Below are 18,315 nucleotides of genomic sequence, written 5' to 3'. Positions count from 1 at the left end.
CCCTTGCCGAGTACGGTCAGTTCGGTGGGGGACAGGCGTATGTGGTGGCCAGGAGGGAATGGCGGGACGCCCCGTCGCTGTGCACCAGACGATGCACGGAAGAGGGGATGAATCCGCCGAACAGCGTGCCGACGAGCCCCAGCGCCTGAATCCGGAGATTGAGGTCGTAGGTTGCCATCGCGACCCGACCCGCACTGACGCGGTACCCGTGGGACCCCGCCCAGGTGTCTGCCCGGTCCAGGTTGGCGTACACCGCGACGATCCCCGCCGCGGTGGAGAACTCGCGCTGGACGCCGAGGTTCTCGACCGGCCCGAGTGCGTCGAGTCCCGCCAGGTGCCAACTGCCCTCGGCTGTCACGCGGTACAGTCCCGGCGCCGCGCCCTCGCTGCGGAAGGCGAAGACGAAGCCCTCCAGCGCGCCCGCCGCGGCGTCGAGTCCCCAGTCGTCGCGGTCCCTGAGCAGCGCCTCGGTCAGCAGGGAAAGGATCACGCCGGTACGTACCGGCTGCGGCGCGTACTGGAGCGTGGAGCGCCGGCGCTGAAGCGTGTCCCGCAGATCGTGGACAGGGCGCAGGTCGTCGGTCTGCACGGCCGGTTCGACGGGCACGGCGTTCGGGAACGGGACCGGCCGGCGCTCCGCGGCCAGGCCGTCCGACGTGCTCTTCCGGGAGGTGAAGCCCTCCAGCACGGCCGTCATGGATGTCAGATCGCTTCTCACGCCGTACCTCCGAGGGTTGCCACGCCGGCGATGGGCTCATCGGCAGGTGAAGTGCCGAGTACGAGGGACAGCGCCTCGTCGTCCCAGTCCGAGCGCGGCGCGAAGCCGAGTCCCAGTTGCCGCGCGACCTCCCGGGCGGCGGCCAGGTTGCAGCCGGCGTCCAGGAAGACCAGCCGGAAGCCGAACGTGCCGTACTTGGTCATGACCTTCTTGAGATCGCCGGTGATGACGATCTCGCACGGCGCGTCACCCGGGGGCACCTGGCTGGAGACGGCCGCGAGCGTGTGACTGCCCTGGGCGTACGCGTAGATTCCCGGAGGCATGATCCGTTCGTCGCGCAGGACCACGTATGCGGTTGTGCACCCGATGTTCCCCGACGCCGCGGTCCATCGCTTTACGCGTTCCGTCGTGCTCTCCTCGTCCTTGATTCCAAAGGCGATCTTCAGCACCGTTCCCAGGGCGTCCAGGGAGAGCGGGACATCGCCGCGGGACGGATCGTGCCGCTCGGATTCCGCGAGGGCGGCGAGATCGAGGGCGGGAAGCGGTGTGTGCGGGCGGCTCGGCCAGTCCTTGAACTGCGACTGAAGGCGCAGATTGGCTGCGTAGTAGTGCGCCTGGTGGTCCTTCGGCGCGAGGAACGCACGCGGCGGCATCGCGACCGAGGCCTCGTAGACGGCGCCGGCGGGCGCTTGCGCGACAGGCCCCCGCGTGTAGGAGCACCGCGGGCATCCCGGGCGGATGGCCGCCGGGCGGTAGACCGTGGAGAGGGTCGCGGTGTCCGTCACGGTGGAGTCGGCCGGAAGGTGCGAGATCGTGGCGCGTGCGAGCAGAGCGACGACGTGGTGCGCCGCGAGGCCGGCGACCAAGTCGTGCAGGTGCTCTGGCAGCTGGCCGGAGAACTCCGCCTCGCCGTGGCTGCCGCAGTCCAGGCAGGGAGTGATCGAGACGTCGACGTAGGGGCCGACGGTGATCGCCCGCGCGTCGGCGCGCACCCGCAGCAGCGGACGCCCGTCCTGTCGGCATCGTTCCTCGACGGCTGCCAGAAGCGGCGTCGACGAGGCCGTTTCGAAGAACACGGTGAGTTCGTCCGGGGGGTCCGACGGGCCGACCGGGGTTGTGACCGGCCGGCACACCTCCCGCAGCGACCGCCTGGCCGCGGTGACGAGGGCGGGGTCCCCCTCGAGGCGCACTGTACGGCGGGCCAGCCGCGAGACGGCGTCCGCCCAGGACGGGTTCGCCCCCGTGGAGTTGCCCAGCCGGGACAGGAAGACGGCCCACTCCGGCGCCACGCTCGGCTCTTCGCCGGACGCGGCCTCCTCGATCGCCCCGGCCGTCCAGAGCAGGGCCAGGCACTTGTAGACCGTGTTCTCGTCGAACCCGACCTTGCTCGCCAACTCCGCGTGTCCGCGGGTGCCGTCGCAGGCGTCGGTCAGGGGCACCAGCCCGTCCCGCGCGAACGCACCGGAGAACACCTGTGCCCGGTCCGCCCCGTCGAGCACGACGGAATCTCCGGCCCGTCGGAGTCGCACCCCGCGTCGAAGGATGGGCCGGACAGGCACCATCAACTGCATGTCCGTACGTGCGGCCTGCCCGATCTGCTCGGCCTTCATCTCGGCAACCATGATCGATCTCCTTCCTTACCGCAGCAGTTCCGGGAACGGCATCGCGCTGTCGGGACGCACCTGGGCGAACCGGTCCCCGCACCGCGGGCACCGGTTCACCGACACCGTCGCCGCGGACGACACGGCTCCCGAGATGAGGCTGAACGTGCGCACGGCGCCCCCGAGCCCGGTGGTGCCGGCTGCGATGTCGGCGAGAGCGAGTTCCAGGAGGCCGGAGGCGACGGCCAGGTGCAGGGGGCCGAAGCCCTCCGGCAGGCCGGTCAGCGCCGCCTCCATGTCGTACGGGTGGGCCGTGCCCGCGTGCTGGGCGGCGCGCTTCCGGTAGCACGCGTAGCACGCCGTCCGGTCCGGGACGACGGCCGGCCCGCACACGATCTTGGTCGACAGCAGCTGGAGTCCGACGGACGGCGTGCCCTGCTCCGCGCAGATCCGGTCGACCTCGTCGCGGAGCTCGGGGGCGCTGCCGGAATGCACGGGGACGACGGCATCCGCGTGCGGCGCCGCGCCGCTCACGAAGTCCTCGAAGGAGACCCGCTGCTCCGCGGGGACACCCCGGTGCTCCATGAGCTTTCGTCCGAAGCTGTCGCGTACGAGGTAGAGGCACCGCGGACGGGGATCGGGCGACATGCTGCTCTGCTCCTTCTTCTCGCTCATGCGAACGCCTGCGGCTCGGGGTTGAGCGCGTCCTCGGCGTGGCTCGTGTGCCCCATGGCATGGGGCGCCTTGTACAGGCGCGGCGTGCCGAGGTAGCGCTCGCCGTGCACGAACGACACGGGCATCGCCTCGGGCACGAGCACCTTCACCGCCCGCATGCCCACCTGGCGCGCCTCGTCCGTGGTGATGTCGGCGACGAGTACCTCGGCGCCGCGTGACGCGAGCCGGGAGACCACGGTGTCCAGCGGGTCCGCCTCCGCGGGCAGACTCGGCATGCCGTCGAGTCCGTACGCGGGGCGTTCGCCTTCCAGCAGGAAGTCGAAGACGCCGCGCCGTTCCGATGACGCGTTGTGGACGGCGCCGCCGACCACGCTCACCTGGGAAAGGTCGGGTTCGCGCCCTGCGTAGGCGGATACGTACCCGCGCAATGCCACGCGCAGGGAGGACAGTTCGCGGTAGATCTTGCCCAGAGCACCCTCCGGACGGACGTCGCACGTGGCGGCGACGATCTGGGCGAGCGTGGGATCGGCGTCGGCGAGCTGCACCGCGTAGATCACCGGGACACCGAAGTCCGTCGTCGCGTCGAACAGCCTGACTCGTAGATCCGTCGAGGTGCCGACCCGGTGCAGCGCCCGTGTGCCGGCGCTGAGCTGCTCCGGGTCCACGACCAGCTCGGGCAGTCGCAGCCGCTGGAGCCAGACCAGCGCGATGGAGTCCCGCTCGACGACCTCCAGCAACCCGCCGAGCACGGCGGCCCGTACGTCGGAGTGCACCGCGGCCCCGGTCGTGATGCCGCGGGTGAACTTCTCGGACTCCGAGAAGTAGGGCATGTGGAGGTATACGGAGATCGCGGGGACGAGCACGGGCACCTGGCGGGTGAGCGACCACGCGCGGACCCAGCGGATCGGGACGGACGGGTCGTACTCGCTCAGTCTGCAGTCGTCCCGATCCAGCTCCGTGGGCGAGCACCTGGGCCACCGCGACGGCGACGCGAACTCCTCGGTGAGGTCGTTTTCAGCGGCGACCACCATCTCGCCGTCGTCCCACGCACACGTGGAGTACCGTTCGAGCGCCTCCGCGATGGAGAGCAACCTGGCCCGCTCGGGCGTGAGTCCGGTGCCCGCGCCGTCGGAGTTGCCGGTGTCCTCGTCGGCGGCCCACGTCCGAAGGTTCGAGAGGGCGCGGGACGGGACGCCGAGGTGCGACAGATGGACCGCGAAGGGCGGCTCGCCCTCGCGTACCGGCAGCGGTGAGGTGCGCGAGACCAGTCCGTACGGCGAGACGAGTTCCTCGAGACGGCGCAGCTCGTCCGGGATGTACTCCTGGTGCCTGTTCACGTGCATGTGGATCTTCTTCCTGCGGTCGTGAGATCTCCGAGCCCGGGCCGCGTCACTCGACAGCCGCCGAGGGGACCGCCGCCATGGTCTTGGCGAGGTCGTCGAGGCCGTCCTGGAGCTCCTGCATGGACTTTCCGCAGACCTCTTCGTTGGCACGTGCGATGACGTAACAGAAGACGTATCGCTCCGCCAGGCTGAAACCGAGCGAGTACAGGCCGCTGTACAGCAGGCTGGTCTGCAGCCGGAAGGCCAGGAAGTCGGCGTCGCGGTGCATCAGGCGGTCCAGCTCCGGACTGGGCGGCGTGTGGAACCGTGTGGGCTCGACCGGAGCCCCGCGCTCGCGCACGAGGTCTTCGAGCGTGTAGCCGGCGTTGACGATGGAGCCGGCCAGAAAGGTTTCAGCCAGGTGGCTGGATTGGGACGTGATGAGCTCCGTCCATTTCTGCGCCGGCGTATCATCCGCCAGTTCGACGTTCGGGTCTCCACACGCCTCGATGAAGGCTCGAATGGTCGGCCCGACCTGTTCGTAGAACCGCGCGCAAGCGGCTTCGAAGGACTCCGGATCCTTGGTGCGAAGATAGACAGCCTCGAAATGCGATCGGTAGCTCAACAGGCGCAGGGACAGCAGGTCGCGGAGTTCGTAACCGTCAATACTCCGCTGCGGAGACCTCAATAGAGTCGCTCTGGTATGCGCGGTCATAAGGCGGAGGGCGCCGAGCGCTCCAAATAGTGGACGTCCTTCTTCCGCTGCACGGTTCAAGAATGCGACGAGGGCGGGTGCGGCCTCCTGGAAGAGTCGCTGAGAGGAGGCGGAGAATCCGCTTCCGCTGAATCCCGCATTCCACATCGGTGACGGGACCGCCTCTCGCGGCACCTCGTCGACGCGCGCGACGCACCCGTACTGCCGGGCGAGACTCTGCAGGTCATCACGTATGGAGTCGGGATTCGGCACCTCGTCGATGCTGATCTGAAGGGTGTCCGCGCCGACCTGCCCGTCGTGTGTGCGGACGAAGTAGTAGGGGCCGTGGCCGCCTACCCGCTCTGGCGAGAACAGTGCCCGAATGAGTGGCGCAAAAGTCTCGGTGTATTTTGCGCCATCGGGCTGCGGGATGCTGGCGAAAAGATGCACGAAGTAGCCCCCAGATTCGAGCCGGCGCCAGGTGTGCCGTCACATGATCTTGAACCGACTGTAACTCGAATGGTCAAGCCCGAGGGCTTCGAATGTGGTGTGATCTACGCCACCCGGCTGTTGGTTGCCGAAGATCGATTGCCGGGGTTAGGTTCGAAGTGCATCGACGAAAGGGGGTGAAAGCAATGGAGCAGCAGATTGAGCTCGACGTCCTCGAGATCTCGGACCTCATCGCTGGCGCTGGTGAGAACGACGACCTGGCGCAGGTGATGGCCGCCTCGTGCACGACCAGCAGCGTTTCGACGTCTTCTTCGTCGTCCTCGTCCTGATTAAGGGACTAGGAAATAGTTGAGCCACCGTCGAGGTGCACCTCGACGGTGGCTCAATTTAATTCTGGCGCTTTTATTTGAGTATCGAGAAATCAAGTCGTTCTCGGCGGCGTGCCAAGGCAAGGGTGCCGAACCGCTCGGAGCGGCGCCAGGGCCTGCGTCAGGGCGGGGCCAGAGCGTGCGCCGCCGGTCAGCGGAGACCTGATCGCATGGTTGCGCGCGCGAACCGGCCGGCTCAGAGGAATGAGCGGCGGGATCCGTGGGGCGGGCACCCTTCTTCGTGGCCCGGCCCCGGCGTCCGCCCGCCGTGGTGAACCGGGCCCGCGTGACGAAGTTGGGGGATACCCATGGATGTGAACATCAGTCCGTATGTCGTCTACAGGCGGAGCCGGCTTCCGCTGGGCGAGCTCGGAGGGATGTCGTTCACCACAGCCTGGTCGCGCATCGATGAACTCCATGCCCTGCGGGCGGAGATCCGTGACCGTGCCGTCGGCCTGGCCGAGCGTCTCGGCGAGGCCGTGCCCACGCTGGGCAACGACGTCAGGACCCACCTCATCGGGGTGCGGCGCGACGTGCACAATCTGCGGCACGACCGGGTGGTGACAAGGCTGGAGCCGCTTCGCCCGCATCTGGACGCCGAGTTGTTCGACGAGGTCGAGAGCTGGTGCGGACTCGGTCTCCGGGCCGCGCAGTGCGAGCGGGAGGGCGGTGCGGAGCTCGACCGTGAGATGGCCCAGGCCGCCGACGGCTTCCGTGCGCTCTTCGAGCACGATGCGATGGCCCGGAGCATCCAGCTCTCCGGCGACCGGCTCTACCGCGGCCTGCATGACTTCGTCACGGGCGATGCAGAGGCCACCCTCAAGCCGAGCAAGGCCAGACTGCGGGAGTCGTCCCTCGTCAACTTCGCTTACCGGGCGAGCTTGAAGCCGTCGCCGTTCGGACGGTTCACGGAAATCGGCGCGTTCCACCCGGATGCTCCCGGCGATCGGGGTGACCTGGTCGCGGTGGGCTCCGGCCGCCGGGAACAGGAGCCGGACGAGTCGGTCACGACGCTGAACCGCCTGCTCGTGAACTGGGTGCTCGCCGCGGTGCCGCGGGTACCGGGTGGCCTGGAATCCGGGCACTTGGTGCTGAACTCGACCCTGCGGGCCGGCGACGAGTCGATCGAGTACGTCGGTGTCGCGCCCGGGTCCCGCGAGGACGGGAAGATCCCCTCGGAGACGGTACTGCGCATCCGCCGGGAGGCGATCTTCAACGCCCTGCTCGTGGCGATGCCCGACGGCTCGGCGCCGGCGGCCCACGTGCTGCGCGAGCTCACCGCCGTCACGGGCAGGGAAGTGGTGAGCCGGGAGGTCGCGCATGGTCTGATCAGGGCTGGCGTCCTGTTCTTCCGGCCAAAGATCGACGATCACGACCCTGACTACGCGGCGAAGCTGGAGGAGACGCTCGCCGACGGCGGCACGGGGGAGATGGCGGCGCTGCGCGGGCACTTCTCCGAACTCCGGCGGCTGGAGGTGGACTTCGCCGCAGCGGCCGCCGGGGAGCGCCAGAAGCTGCTCGACTCGGCCTACGCCGCGATCGACAGCATCGCCGAGCTGTGCAAGGTGTCACCGCCCCCCGAGGACGTCCTGAAGTCACCGGTCTTCGAGGACACACCCGCCTCCACGGCGCCCCAGGCGTGGAGCCTGCCGACGGTGCAGCAGAGCATGCCCGCCCTGACGGGTCTCTGGCGTCTGGCCTCGATGATGGACAACGGCCAGGTGAAGCGGCTCGGTCTGCACGCCTTCGCGATCCGTGTGCTCGGGGAGCGCCGCAGCATGCCCTTCATCGAGTTCTTCCAGGCGTTCTCGTCGCTGACCGACCAGGAACAGGCCGACGTGTTCATGGGGCGTGAAGTGGAGGCTGCCGGGCGGTACATGACGCAGCGGGCAGAGGCCCTGCGCACGATCCGGGAGCGACTTGTGCCCGGGGACGGTGCAGTGCACCTGGACCCGACGGACATCGAGCGGGCCTGCGAAGGGGTGGAGGACCTCCTGCACACCGAGTCGGTGACCTTCCGGGCGCAGTTCGCCCGGGGCGTGCTTCCGGACCGGGACCGGACGCTCGTCGTGAACGGTCTGCTGACCGGCTACGGCGTCTACTTCTCACGGTTCGGATCGTTCGTCAAAGGCACCGGCGACTGGTCCCTGCCGGCAGCGCAACGGGCGCATCTCGCCGACCGGTTCCCCCGCCAGGTCGACCTCAACTCCGTGCTCGGGTTCAACTTCAACCTGCACCCCTCGGTGACGCAGCGGGTCGTGAACTACCCAGGTGCGGTGTCGCTCGGCGCCGACCGGACGGTGTACACGCTGAACCGCCTGGAGGTCCGTGCGGAGCCCGGCACCAAGTCCCTGCGTCTCTGGGACCCGGAGGCGCAAGAATTCGTCGACCTCGTGCCCATGAACTTCATGACCCCGGTCGGCGTGCCGCTGCTCTACCGTCTGCTCGAGGCGCTCTCCCCGTCCAACCGCTACCTGTGGAAGCCACTGGAGGACATCCAGGACGCCGGGGGGCCCGTGGCGTACAGCGACACCGCACCCCGCCTCCTCGTGGGTGACGTCGTGGCGGAGCGCAGGTCCTGGAATGTGACCGCCGCCGACATCCCCATGCTCCAGGATCTGAGCCGGGACTCGTTCGACGCCCTCGTCGCCTTCGACGCGTGGCGCCGGTCCCGGGGCCTTCCCCGTCACGCCTTCGTGCTGTGCCAGACGCCCGAGGAGCGCGACGTGATGGCCGGGCGCAGCCGGAAGGTGACTCGTCAGTGGTCGGACTACGCGCACCTGCGTCGCGCCAGTGTCCACAAGCCGATGTACGTCGACTTCCGGAACCCCTTCCTGGTCCGGAGCTTCGCGAAGTCCGCGCTGTCGCGCGGCGATGTGCTCGTGTCCGTGCGCGAGTGCCTCCCTTCGGTGGACGACTACGGTCCTGACACTGGCTGGACCGCGGCAGAGGAGTTCTTCGTTGAACTATGCACAGACAAGTAGTGGGCAGGCAGGGACGCGTGAGTGGCGGGTGGTGCACATCCACGTTCCGCACTCACTGCACACCCCCTTCCTGTGTGACGTGGTCGACCCGCTTCTCCGGGCCGAGGGGCTCCGGGACGACTTCTTCTTCCTCCGCTACTGGCAGGGCGGACCCCACCTGCGGTTGCGGATGCGCTGCGGCCCCGGGGCCGGATCGGCGGAGGCGGCCGAACGGGTCGTCGCGGGTCTGGCCGGCGCCATGCCGGAGTTCGGGGCCGAGGCGCGGGAGGAGTACGCGCTCGGGCTCGCGATGCAGGACGAACTCGCCCGGCTGGAGGGGGAGATCCCGAGGGAGGGCCGGCCCGTCGGCGCCCTCGATCGGGTGCCCTATGAGCCGGAGTACCGCAAGTACGGGGGGCCGGAGGGGGTGGAGATCGCCGAGACCGTCTTCCGGAAGTCGTCGGCGGCGGTCCTCGACCTGTTGGGCCGGCAACCGCGGGCGTGGGTCGAAGAGCGACGGGCCCCGATCGGGGAGGCCGCGAGGGTCATGGCAATGTCCCTCCACGGGGCGGGCTTCGACCCGGAGGCCGCGGCGCTGTTCCTGCGGGACTACGAGGACTGGTGGCGCACGTATGCGCCGGAAGTCATGCAGCGTGCCTGGCCGCAGCTGTACAGCAGCGCCTCGGCCCGGCTCGCCAAGCTGTGCACCGCGATCTGGCGTGGTGGTGCCACGGACGACGTGTTCCACGAGATCAGCGCGGAGGCCACCGCCCATGCCCGTTCCCTGTGCGGTGCGGAGCCCGACGGCGACGCCCGCGACCTGCGTCTCGACGGGACTCCGTACTCGGGCTGCCTCTCGAACTACGTGCACACCACCAACAACCGCCTCGGGCTGGTCCCCGCGGCCGAGGGGCTCGTCGCGTACCTCGTGCGCCGAGCGCTCGCAGAGCTGCCCGAGTAGGCGGCGGGGCGTGGTGGCCCCGGCGCCGAACGACCGTGAAGCCTCCGGCCGGGCAAGCTCCCTTCCGGAGCCGCACCGGCCGGAGGCTCACGGTGTCTCAGCAGGTCACCGGAAGTCTGTGAAGGCCGTACACGCCCATGCTGTCCTTGAACGGCAGTTCCGAGACCGGGGCGGCGGGCTTCAGGCCGGGAACCCTGGCGAGGAGGGCGTTGAACACGACCTCCAGCTCCACCTTGGCGAGGTTCTGGCCGATGCACTGGTGGATGCCGTGGCCGAAGGCCAGGTGATGCTTGGCGCCGCGCTCGAAGTCCAGACGCTCCGGATCGGAGAACACCGACTCGTCGTGGTTACCCGAGGCGCTGAGCCCGATGACGCCTTCGCCCGCGCGGATCAGCACCCCGCCGATCTCGATGTCGGCTGTCGCGACGCGGGAGGTCACCTGGTCGGCGATGCTGAAGTAGCGCAACAGCTCGTCGACGGCCTGCGGGGCCAGACCCGGGTCGGCCTTGAGCTTGGCCTGCTGGTCGGGATTCTCCAACAGGGCCAGGACGCCGAGAGAGATCATGTTCGCGGTGGTCTCGTGACCGCCGACCAGCAGGACGTTCGCGATCCCGACCAGTTCTCCATGGGTGAAGGTGCCGGTCTCGCGGTTCTTCACGACGAGCCTGCCGAGCAGGTTGTCACCGGGATCGGCCTCCTGTGCGGTGACCAGCTTGTCGAAGTATTCGTGGAGCTCCTGATGGGCGGTGTTCCGCTCCTGCGGGTCGGCTTCGACCGAGACGAGCTGCTCGGTGCGGCGCTGGAAGAACTCTCGGTCGGCGTACGGCACTCCGAGCAGTTCGCAGATCACCAGGGACGGGACGCGGAGGGCGAGCGCCTCGACCAGATCGACCGGCCCCTCCCGGGTGAGCAAGGAGGTGATGCACTCGTCCACGATCTCCTCGATACGTGGACGCAGTCGCTGCACCCGCTTGGCGGTGAACTCTGAAATCAGCATCTTGCGCTGTGCGGTGTGCACAGGGGGGTCCATGGCGAGCAGCACCGGTCGCATCTGTTCCATGACTTCCGTCGGCACGTCGAAGTGGAGCGGGTAGCCGGGGTGGGCCATATTCGAACTCACATCAGGGCTGGCGAGCAACTTCCTTATGTGCTCGTGCCGGGTGAGCAGCCAGGCGGTTCGACCCGAGGCCAGGGTGATTTTGCTGATGGGCTGCTCGGCGCGCAGGGAGGCGTACTCCCGCGGCGGGTGGAGCGGGCAGGTTCGCGGATAGGGGAAGGAGGTGTCTTGACGGTCCGTCACGGTCTGTCTCCGTTGTTGATTCAAGGGAATCGACTTACGACTCCATCCAAGCGGATGGGCCACTTCGTTCGTGGCGGCGCAACGGAATGAGTTTGAACTCACGCGGTTTCGCACGGCAGATCGCGCGCGTCTTCAATTCGGCCGTGGATCCGCGCCTGTTTCGCTACAAGGAGAACAGGTCGCCTTCGCGGAGATCCGGAACGTTTTCTTCCGGGTGCGGGCGGCGGGAAGGCGCAATCTTCCGCCGCATGCTCCGAGTTGTGAAGAGTACGCTTCATGGTGTCGATGGCAGCTCTGCGCTCAGGGGGTTCGAGGTATGTACCTTTCGATCGTTATGTGGGATCTGAAGAAGTCGGAGGCCACCGTGGAGAGCCTCCGGGAATATCTGCGGGACTATGCCGTGGATGCCTACTCCACACTGGAAGGCATGCGACTCAAGGCGTGGTTCTCCGACGCCGATCGACAGTTGTGGGGCGCGGTCTACCTATGGGACAGGGCAGACCAGATGCCGGGCTTGTACGGCGTCAGCCGCGTGGTCGAACTCATCGGTTATCCGCCGACCTCGGTCGGCGGCTTCGCACTTGAGGCGATCGCCGAAGGGAAGAGCGTCCACGAGACGCTGGCCGGCCTGGGTGTCGCCCTGGAGGGCGGGGCGCCGTAACCGGAAGTGCCTGTGCTAGCGTCTCCATCGTGGCCAGTCAAGATGTTATTGTCGAACGTTCCGATCCTGCGGTACAGCGAATCATCGATGTCACGAAGCATTCGAGGTCCGTCGTACGGACCGTGCTGATCGAGGACGTTGAGCCTCTTCTGCAGAGCATCCACGCCGGAGTGATGTTCATCGAGGTCTACGGCATTGACACCACGCCCCTGCCGGCCGAACTGCTCGCCGCATGTGAGAAGCGCGAAATTCCGGTCCGGCTGCTCGCGTCGGCGATCGCCAATCAGGTTTTCAAGACCGAGAAGAAGCCCAAGGCCTTCGGTATCGCCAGGGTCCCGCGGCCCAGCCGTCTCGAGGACCTGGCCGACAAGACCGGTGACATCGTCGTCCTCGACGGCGTGAAGATCGTCGGCAACATCGGGGCCATCGTGCGGACCGCGTTCGCGCTCGGAGCCTCGGGTATCGTCCTCGTGGACAGTGATCTCGACACCGTAGCGGACCGGCGTCTGATCAGGGCGAGCCGGGGATATGTGTTCTCCCTGCCGATCGTCCTTTCGCCACGGACCGAGGCGCTCCGCTACTTCCAGGACAGCGGCATGCGGACGATGGTCTTCGAGGCCGATGGGGATCTCGCCGTCGATGATCTCAACGCTATCGACGAGCGGATCGTCCTCATGTTCGGCAGCGAGAAGGCGGGCCCGTCGGACGAGTTCTCGAGTGTCGCAGCCGAATCGGTGTCGATTCCCATGAACCCGGCAGCCGAGTCGCTCAACGTCTCCGTGTCGGCCGGAATCGCGCTGCACGGGCGAGCGCGCCGGAATCTCTCCGCGTCTCCTACGGCGTAGACCGGGCCGTGGGTGCAGGCGGGTCAGTCGCAGGTTTCGGGGCCGTGCGGCTCGGGGTGTGACGGTGGGATGCACGGCAAGGCAGGCCCCGGCTCCGTGACCATTGAGGTGTCCGGAGCCCGATGAGCACGAGCTTGTCGTGCCCGCAGCCGTATCCGCTCCCATACCCGCCGTGGGCGCGCTCGTCCCCATGACTCCTGCGGGGTGGCACCCGGCATCGGCCGCGTGCCACCCGTTCCCCGTCGGGGCCCTGTGCCTCCCCGGTTTCCGTGCCGGGCCGCGTTCAGGGCAGGGTCGGGACCTCGCCGCCGTCCGCGTACGCCAACGTCACATCGGCCAGACTCCGCAACCGTTCCCGGGCGACGCGGTCGACGACGCCCGGGCCCGGCGGAGACTGGCCGAGACCGATCGCCCACCGAGTTGGGCCGAACGCGAACGGGCGCGGCCACGCGTGGGCGGCCGGAGCCACTTCCTCGAGGTCGGACAGCACGGCCCGCATCCGGCCGCGCACCCGCCCCTCGTCCGCGCCGGCCCCGGCGGTCAGCACCGCCCACGCCGCATGCCTGCGGTGCAGTGGGGGAGGGGCGAGCAGGGTCCCGACCGGGTGGCCTGCCTCCAGCAGCTCCCAGGCACGGAACAGTTCCTGCACCAGCAGTTCGCGGAAGCCGGGGCCCACCTGCGCGGTGCAGGAACGGACCGGTTCGGTCGGGGTACGCACCGCGGGCTCGCTCCAGTCGGCCACCGCCCAGGTGGCGAAGAACCGGCGCAGCAGTTCGGCGGCGGGAAGATCCCCGGCCTCGCGCACGGTGCGGGCGGCCAGCAGCGCCCACGCCAGCCCGGGCAGCCCGCCGTGCGGGGCCGAGTCCAGTCCGCGGGCCCTCGCCCAGGCCTTGACCTCCCGGGCCAGCCGCACGAACGCCTCCCGATGCGGTCCCGCCAGGTCCAGTACGGCTTCGGCGTCGCTCACCGCGCTGAGGGCCACGGCCGCCGCCTCGCCCAGTTCCGCCCGGCGGGCGACGGCCTCCACCGGGTCCATCGCCCCGGTGGACACGAGGACGAGATCGACGGCCGACCCGCCCACCCGAAGCCGCAGACCCGGGACCCGTGCGCCGACCACCTCGCGCACGTCCTCCGCCTCCGGCAGGGCCTCGGCGAGCCGGGCCCGTACCTCGTCCGGGTCTGCCGTGCCGGGCAGGGCGGCCACCAGGTCGAGATCCGCGCCGGGCAGCGCGCAGCCCATGCGCCGCGAGCCCACGAGGTGCACCACGCCGTCGGCCAGCGCCGCCGAGACGCGCCGCACGGTGCGGTGGGCGTGCTCCGCGAGGTCCCGGTTCTCGGCCGCCGGTGCCGTCGCGTCGCTCTCCTCGGGTTCCCAGCGCACCTCACCGCTGCCGAGGGCGACCCGCGCCCGCACCCTCATCGGCTCGTCACCGCGCCGGGACAGCAGGACGACCTCCTCGACGCGTGCCGTCATGGCGCCGAGCAGGGCCTCGCAGTGGGCGGCGAGTTCGGGCGCACGGCGGGTCCTGCCGAGGGAGAGGTGCGGGACGTATCCGTCGGCGCGGCCCGCACATCGCGGGAAGCGCTCCTCCAGCGCCCCGTGGAGCCGTTCCCACGGACCCGTGCCGGCCGCCGCGGGGTCGAGCCAGACGGTGGAGTCCTCCCGGTGCCGGAAGCTCCGTACCCCTTCTAGGCGCGCCGTGAACGGGGGCGTGTCCGAGACCGCGGCGGACAGCAGTGGTGCCGCCCGCTCGAAGTCGCACTCCGGTACGAAGCCGAAGACCACGTTGACGTGGGGCGGCCAGCGACGGATCTGCCGGTCGTGCTCACGCCGGATGTGCTGGATCGGGGGCCACAGCTCGTCCGGCGGGAGCCAGGCGACTGCCGTCCGAGGCGTCGCAGGGACGGCGAGAACCTCCACCGGCACGTCCGCGCCGTCGGCCCGACCGGCGCCGGTGGGCGCCGTCGTGCCCGTGCCCGCGCGCCCGCCCGCGCCGTCGCCCCGGCCCGCGCGCCCGCCCGCGCCGTCGCCCCGGCCCGCGCGCCCGCCCGCGTCCGTCGGCCGCGCGGCGTGCGGGACGGCGCCGGGCTCCGCCGAAGGGGCCCGGCCCGCGTCCTCCGGCTCCCCGGGGCTCAGGTCGGCCACGACGCCGTAGTGGTCGGACGGGTACAGCCCGTCGGGCGCGGGGGAGTCGCCCAGGAGCGCGGCCGCGTCCACCCGCAGCCCCTCCGCCCGGAGCAGCACCCGGTCGAGCCGGCCCGGACGGCCGCTCCGCGAGGAGACCGCGGCCAGCGGATTCACGGCCGGGTCGAAGGTGGGAGTGCGGTCGGCGGGTCCGTACGCCTCGGTCCAGGCGTCGCGCAGCCCGAGCGCCGTGGCGGGCGTGTCCCCGCCGTCGTTGAAGTCCCCCAGCAGCAGTACCTCGCCCTCGACGCCCGCCAGGGCCTCGGCCAGCCGGCCCAGTTCGGTCTCGCGCCGCGCCGCTCCGTTCTCCGAATGGTCGCTGCTCAGATGGGTCGCGGCGACGGTGGCGGGGCCGTCGGCGGTCTCCACGACCACGGCGGCGACGGCCTTGTGCGGGCCGAGGGACAGGAGCGCGGCCTCGCGCACGGGCAGCCGGCTGAGCAGCAGCAGACCGCAGTCGCCGACGTCCTTCCCGCCCGGGTCGGTGCCGAGCGTGTACGACTCCCGCACCCAGCCCGCACCGAGGAGCATCGCGAGCAGCTCGGCCTCGACCTCCTGGAGCGCGATGACGTCGGCGTCGGCGTCGTGCAGGGCCTGAAGCAGGAGCGGTCTGCGACGGGCGGTGTCGATGCGGTCGCTGTCGTAGCGGTCCCACAGGGTGTTCCAGGTCAGCACGCGCAGACCCGCGGCCGCCGGAGCGCGCCGAGGGACGTCGGTGGGGGTCCAGCCGCGCGCCGCGTCCCAGACGTAGGGGGTGCGGGCGGCGAAGAAGGGCGCCCGCAGCCGTCGGGGGTCCCGCACGCGTCCGGCGGCGGTCGCGTCGATCCGGTCCACGCCCGCGGTCCGGTCCCACACCACCTCGCCGTCCGCCTCGAAGAACAGCACCCGGTGCCAGGGGATCTCGCCGGAGGGGTCGAAGTCCTCCAGCGGCATCCGCTTCGGCTCGGCGGTGCGCCGGCGGATGCCCATCACGAAGCGGGCCGGGTCGAAGCGCGGGTCCCAGCGGACCCGGTGGTAGATCTCCTCGCTCGTACGCATCTACGCCTCCTCCTCGATCGTGCCGCCCGCGCCGACGTACCAGGTGCGATGCGCCTGGCCGGGGTACGGAGGCACGTATCGGCGCAACTGCGCGGTGAGCACCTCCGAGGGCACCGGATGCGTCCGCCGTTCGTTGCGCCGGACCAGTTCGTCCTCGTCGACGAGCACCACGGCGTGGGTGACCAGGGCGTCGCGGCGGCGGGCCACCGAGTGCACCAGCGACCGCTGGTGCGGGTTGAGGGATGTGGCGTCCCACACCACCGTCGCACCTTCCGCCAGAGCGGCACCGAGCCGGTCGAGGCCCCGGCGCAGGACCTCGCCGTTGGCGCTCTGGTCCGCGCGGCTGCCGCGGCCCTCGCGCAGTTCGTCGAGCGAGACGTACGCGTCGACGCCGGACAGGCCCCGGGCGAAGGTGCTCTTGCCGCTGCCGGACGGGCCGACCATGTGGATCAGTCTGGGGAAGTCCCCCGTGCGCCGGCGCCAGGTGGCGGCGACGGCCTCCTCGACCGTCCCTACACGGCCCAGCGCGTACGCCTCCCGGGCCTCGCCCAGGCAGCGGGCCGCGGCATCCGGGTCGAGCCCGGCGAACGCCTCCCGCAGCGGACCGATCGGCCCGGCCTCCTCGGCGTGCAGGGCGGACCACTCGACCTGCTCGAGGGCGGCCGCGTCCGGGGCGGCCGCGGCGGCGACGGCGTGCAGCGCCTCCAGGCCGACGGCGTACGACATGCGCACCAGACCGGTCCGGCGCTGTTCGTCCGGGTAGGGGCGGTGCAACGCGGTGTGCAGACCGACGAGATCGGCGACGCGCCGGGCGAGCGGAAGGCCGAGCGGCCGGGCGAGCCGGCCGGCCAGCGTCGCGCGGTGCCGCGCGTGCAGCAGCGCGGCGAGGACGCCCGCGAGACGTTCGTCCCCCGTGCCGCCGAGCCGCGCCGCGACCTCGGCCGCGGCCGGGGCGTCGCCGTCCGGCAGGCCGACCGCATCGAGCAGCGTGGCCGCGTCCGGTGCCGCCCCCGACCGCACCGACCACAGCGCGGCGGCCGGTGCCAGACCGTTCTCCACGACGGCGGCGTGCATCCAGTGGGTGCCGGTCCGCACGTGTCCCGGCCGGACCCATTTGGCGACGCGGTGCCGGAACTCCCCGGCGGGGAAACCGTCGGCCGTGCGGACGACGTACCCCTCGTGGCGTTCGGCGTCGAGCTTCAGCCGCCGCAGTGCCCGCTCGTCGAAGACCCCGCGCCACAGCACGCGCGGCACGGGGATCCCGAGCCCGCGCAGGAAGTCCGCGCCGCGGTCCCAGTCCAGGCAGCGGCCGTCGCCGTCCCAGACGGAGAAGCCGTAGAACCAGCTCTCCAGGTCGTCGTAGGCGAGCGAGTGCCGGGCGTACACGTTTTCGCCGCACACACGCCATCCGGCCGGGATCATCCGGCCGACACGGCCCTGCAGTGCCTTCACCCAGGCCCGCGACGGATGGTGCGCGGAGTCGAGCGACCGTGCGTGCAGCCCGTCGCCGTACAGCGTGGTGTTCTCGCCGTCGAGCTTCTCGGTGACGACGACCTCGCGGCCGCGCAGCCCGGCGAGGTCTCCGATCCGTACGTCGTCGCCGGACGCGCCGGGTGACCACGGCAGATGGGGTGTGCGCGGATAGTGCGTGCGCGCCGGGTGCTGGCGCATGGTTCTCGCCCCCCGTCGACGGCATGCGGTCCGTCGTCACTCTAGGCAGGGGAGCGACGGTGATCGACCGAATTACCCCCCGGTCGGAGGCCCGCCCCGGGGACGTCCGGCAGGGCCGCGAGGGGTGCGGCGGCCGTCCCGTCCGTCCCGGCACGTCGTGCCGACGGAGCCGTCCCCTCGGCCGGCGCTGCCCCTCTTGCCGGTGCGGCCTCCCGGTGGGGCCGCGCGTCACGTCGCGCTGCCGGCGGTCACTTGACCCTGGACTGGCAGGGCTTGGCGCTCTTGCCCTCCTCGTTGTCCGCGACCTTCCTGCCGTCGACGGTGATCGCGCAGGCGGCCGCCCGGAGGAGGCCGTCGGAGCCCTGGACCGAGCCGGGGACGACGGAGACCAGACGGCCGACCCGCTGTTCGGCCGCGGTCAGATCGATGGTCGCCGTCTTCTTCCACGGCAGGGTGACCTGCTCGAACTTGCTGCTGTCGAGGGTGTAGGCGATCTGGGCGGTCCCCGTACCGAGCACCTCGAGGGTGACCTCGCGCTTCACCCGCCCTCCGGCGTCCCCGGCGCCCGCCCCGGCGTCCGGCTTCGCTGCCTGCTCCGTGCCCTTGCCCGTGTCCCCGTCGCCCTTGCCGCCGGAGTGCTTCCCGGTGCCGTCACCGCACCCGGTCAGCAGGGCCGCGGCCAGTGCGAGGGCCGTGGCCGCCACTGTCTTGCGCATGTGTTTCCCCCATGTGCGAACCCGCCTCGGACGTGCTGTCCGAGGCGCAAATGATCATAGGGGCAGGGGAGCGGGGGCCGGTCGGGAAGGGCTTGTATCCTCCGCTTGCTCGTGGAATGTCCACGACATGGGCACACAGGTGCCGTA

The 18,315-nt window shown here is 70.5% G+C and carries 14 protein-coding genes; 5 read left to right on the top strand and 9 right to left on the bottom strand.

Annotated elements, in window-relative coordinates; genetic code table 11:
• Positions 1-16 precede the first annotated feature (16 nt).
• From BLT82_RS19220 to BLT82_RS19200, 5 genes are read right to left on the bottom strand one after another with little or no spacing between them, the layout of a single operon-like run.
• Positions 17-718 (bottom strand): tpaF, encoded by a 702-nt coding sequence (locus BLT82_RS19220; protein ID WP_143041506.1) that lies wholly within the window; start codon positions 716-718, stop codon positions 17-19.
• Positions 715-2,340, bottom strand: coding sequence for a tpaE (locus BLT82_RS19215; protein ID WP_093656415.1), 1,626 nt, complete (start codon positions 2,338-2,340; stop codon positions 715-717). Before BLT82_RS19215 ends, BLT82_RS19220 begins: the two co-directional genes overlap by 4 nt.
• Positions 2,341-2,355: 15 nt before the next feature.
• Complete coding sequence (locus tag BLT82_RS19210) at positions 2,356-2,994, bottom strand: TOMM precursor leader peptide-binding protein (protein ID WP_244292039.1); 639 nt, start codon at positions 2,992-2,994, stop codon at positions 2,356-2,358.
• Positions 2,991-4,337, bottom strand: a complete 1,347-nt coding sequence (locus BLT82_RS19205; RefSeq protein ID WP_093656413.1) for a YcaO-like family protein — start codon at positions 4,335-4,337, stop codon at positions 2,991-2,993. Before BLT82_RS19205 ends, BLT82_RS19210 begins: the two co-directional genes overlap by 4 nt.
• Positions 4,338-4,383: 46 nt before the next feature.
• The gene (locus tag BLT82_RS19200) at positions 4,384-5,460 is read right to left on the bottom strand and encodes a hypothetical protein (protein WP_093656411.1); all 1,077 of its coding nucleotides are present in this window, start codon (positions 5,458-5,460) and stop codon (positions 4,384-4,386) included.
• Between the two features lie 185 nt (positions 5,461-5,645).
• On the opposite strand from BLT82_RS19200, the gene BLT82_RS19195 reads away from it, so the two are divergent.
• From BLT82_RS19195 to BLT82_RS19185, 3 genes are all read left to right on the top strand, one after another.
• A complete protein-coding gene (locus BLT82_RS19195; protein WP_094030676.1) occupies positions 5,646-5,789 on the top strand; it encodes a thiocillin/thiostrepton family thiazolyl peptide in 144 nt (47 codons plus the stop codon).
• A 347-nt stretch (positions 5,790-6,136) separates the two neighbouring features.
• The gene (locus BLT82_RS19190) at positions 6,137-8,812 is read left to right on the top strand and encodes a lantibiotic dehydratase (RefSeq protein WP_093656409.1); all 2,676 of its coding nucleotides are present in this window, start codon (positions 6,137-6,139) and stop codon (positions 8,810-8,812) included.
• Positions 8,703-9,752, top strand: coding sequence for a lantibiotic dehydratase C-terminal domain-containing protein (locus tag BLT82_RS19185; RefSeq protein WP_093656407.1), 1,050 nt, complete (start codon positions 8,703-8,705; stop codon positions 9,750-9,752). Before BLT82_RS19190 ends, BLT82_RS19185 begins: the two co-directional genes overlap by 110 nt.
• 97 nt (positions 9,753-9,849) lie before the next feature.
• On the opposite strand, the gene BLT82_RS19180 is transcribed toward BLT82_RS19185, so the two are convergent.
• Positions 9,850-11,052 (bottom strand): cytochrome P450, encoded by a 1,203-nt coding sequence (locus BLT82_RS19180; RefSeq protein WP_093656405.1) that lies wholly within the window; start codon positions 11,050-11,052, stop codon positions 9,850-9,852.
• A 316-nt stretch (positions 11,053-11,368) separates the two neighbouring features.
• Between BLT82_RS19180 and BLT82_RS19175 the strand changes: the two genes are divergently transcribed.
• Together BLT82_RS19175 and nshR are read left to right on the top strand one after the other, a co-directional pair.
• Complete coding sequence (locus BLT82_RS19175; RefSeq protein ID WP_093656403.1) at positions 11,369-11,713, top strand: hypothetical protein; 345 nt, start codon at positions 11,369-11,371, stop codon at positions 11,711-11,713.
• Between the two features lie 29 nt (positions 11,714-11,742).
• Positions 11,743-12,558, top strand: coding sequence for an NshR/TsnR family 23S rRNA methyltransferase (gene nshR, locus BLT82_RS19170; RefSeq protein WP_093656401.1), 816 nt, complete (start codon positions 11,743-11,745; stop codon positions 12,556-12,558).
• A 283-nt stretch (positions 12,559-12,841) separates the two neighbouring features.
• Here the strand turns inward: nshR and BLT82_RS19165 are convergent, their stop codons facing one another.
• The 3 genes from BLT82_RS19165 to BLT82_RS19155 form a co-directional block, all read right to left on the bottom strand.
• Positions 12,842-15,781, bottom strand: coding sequence for a poly(A) polymerase (locus BLT82_RS19165; RefSeq protein WP_093656399.1), 2,940 nt, complete (start codon positions 15,779-15,781; stop codon positions 12,842-12,844).
• Complete coding sequence (locus tag BLT82_RS19160; protein WP_093656397.1) at positions 15,782-17,452, bottom strand: RNA ligase family protein; 1,671 nt, start codon at positions 17,450-17,452, stop codon at positions 15,782-15,784.
• Between the two features lie 248 nt (positions 17,453-17,700).
• Entirely contained in the window at positions 17,701-18,168 is a 468-nt protein-coding gene (locus BLT82_RS19155; protein ID WP_093656394.1) for a hypothetical protein, read from the bottom strand.
• Between the last annotated feature and the right edge of the window lie 147 nt (positions 18,169-18,315).

Origin of the sequence: Streptomyces wuyuanensis (genome assembly GCF_900103455.1) — a bacterium.
GTDB lineage: Bacteria > Actinomycetota > Actinomycetes > Streptomycetales > Streptomycetaceae > Streptomyces > Streptomyces wuyuanensis.
This window is presented reverse-complemented; position numbering and strand designations above follow the sequence as displayed.

Bases quoted from the DNA above. Each gene is read 5' to 3' on its own strand.
- BLT82_RS19215 (WP_093656415.1), bottom strand. From the start codon at position 2,340: ATGGTTGCCGAGATGAAGGCCGAGCAGATCGGGCAGGCCGCACGTACG.
- BLT82_RS19210 (WP_244292039.1), bottom strand. From the start codon at position 2,994: ATGAGCGAGAAGAAGGAGCAGAGCAGCATGTCGCCCGATCCCCGTCCG.
- BLT82_RS19205 (WP_093656413.1), bottom strand. From the start codon at position 4,337: ATGCACGTGAACAGGCACCAGGAGTACATCCCGGACGAGCTGCGCCGT.
- BLT82_RS19195 (WP_094030676.1), top strand. From the start codon at position 5,646: ATGGAGCAGCAGATTGAGCTCGACGTCCTCGAGATCTCGGACCTCATC.
- BLT82_RS19190 (WP_093656409.1), top strand. From the start codon at position 6,137: ATGGATGTGAACATCAGTCCGTATGTCGTCTACAGGCGGAGCCGGCTT.
- BLT82_RS19185 (WP_093656407.1), top strand. From the start codon at position 8,703: ATGTGCTCGTGTCCGTGCGCGAGTGCCTCCCTTCGGTGGACGACTACG.
- BLT82_RS19175 (WP_093656403.1), top strand. From the start codon at position 11,369: ATGTACCTTTCGATCGTTATGTGGGATCTGAAGAAGTCGGAGGCCACC.
- BLT82_RS19165 (WP_093656399.1), bottom strand. From the start codon at position 15,781: ATGCGTACGAGCGAGGAGATCTACCACCGGGTCCGCTGGGACCCGCGC.
- BLT82_RS19160 (WP_093656397.1), bottom strand. From the start codon at position 17,452: ATGCGCCAGCACCCGGCGCGCACGCACTATCCGCGCACACCCCATCTG.
- BLT82_RS19155 (WP_093656394.1), bottom strand. From the start codon at position 18,168: ATGCGCAAGACAGTGGCGGCCACGGCCCTCGCACTGGCCGCGGCCCTG.